This is a genomic window from Vibrio sp. 2132-1 (assembly GCF_033344315.1).
In genome coordinates this window covers 1-748 of record NZ_JAWPON010000271.1, presented here as the reverse complement: position 1 = coordinate 748, position 748 = coordinate 1, and the positions used below count along the sequence as shown (strand labels likewise).

General features: G+C 42.5%; 1 protein-coding gene. It reads left to right on the top strand.

What is annotated here, in order from left to right:
* Positions 1 to 187: 187 nt before the first annotated feature.
* The gene (locus tag R8N47_RS24865) at positions 188 to 547 is read left to right on the top strand and encodes a hypothetical protein (protein ID WP_021449877.1); all 360 of its coding nucleotides are present in this window, start codon (positions 188 to 190) and stop codon (positions 545 to 547) included.
* The last annotated feature ends 201 nt before the right edge of the window (positions 548 to 748 follow it).

Here is a 748-nt window from a genome sequence, read left to right as displayed (position 1 = left end):
TTAAGAAACAATCTTGGCGGCAAAAACAGGCCCGTTTTCTCCTATCATGAGTTCCAACTTTTGATTCAGAATATCTGCGTCAAATTGGTACAAATTGATTCAAGAAATACCCTATGCCGTCGATATAGAGATAACTGCTTTTTACCCGCACTCAGTGAAAGAGTGTCGATGTTCCAAGGAGTATTCGATGAATCCAGTAGGAAGCAACCCAGTAAACTCTTATGCTAAGCAACCAGCAGTAGTGGTACAAAATCAAGACAATCACGTTGATACGGTTGCCGCGCCACTCAAAGTTGAGCAAAACAAAGTGACACTTTCTACGGAAGGTAAGGCACTGCTAGCGGCGTTGCAGCAAATTGACCATGAGAGTAAAAAGGTAGAAGCAGAAAACAAAACAATGGGTGAAAAAGTAGAATCTTTCACTCACGGTGCACTTGGCATGGATCATCCCGACAAGATTGAAGAAGAGGAAGACGGCTCATATTCTGCAGGGCAGTATCTTTCCGCGGCGCTCACTGTTGGTGGTATCATTTTAGCTCTCGTCTAGCCGCAAAATTCCTACTCGACACGATAACAAACCGTGTTTGAATCCGTACTGAAAAGCAGACCATAATTCCTTTCGCTTAAGAACAAGCCATCATACAACATGGATGAATCTTTCATCTATAAGGCATGGTTCTTACTGCATTCACTCGTTTATTGCTCCCTCAATCAAGTTTCTTATGAAGGCGCTAAATGGATGACTTTA

Coding starts and splice junctions, on each gene's coding strand:
- R8N47_RS24865 (WP_021449877.1), top strand. CDS start 188: ATGAATCCAGTAGGAAGCAACCCAGTAAACTCTTATGCTAAGCAACCA.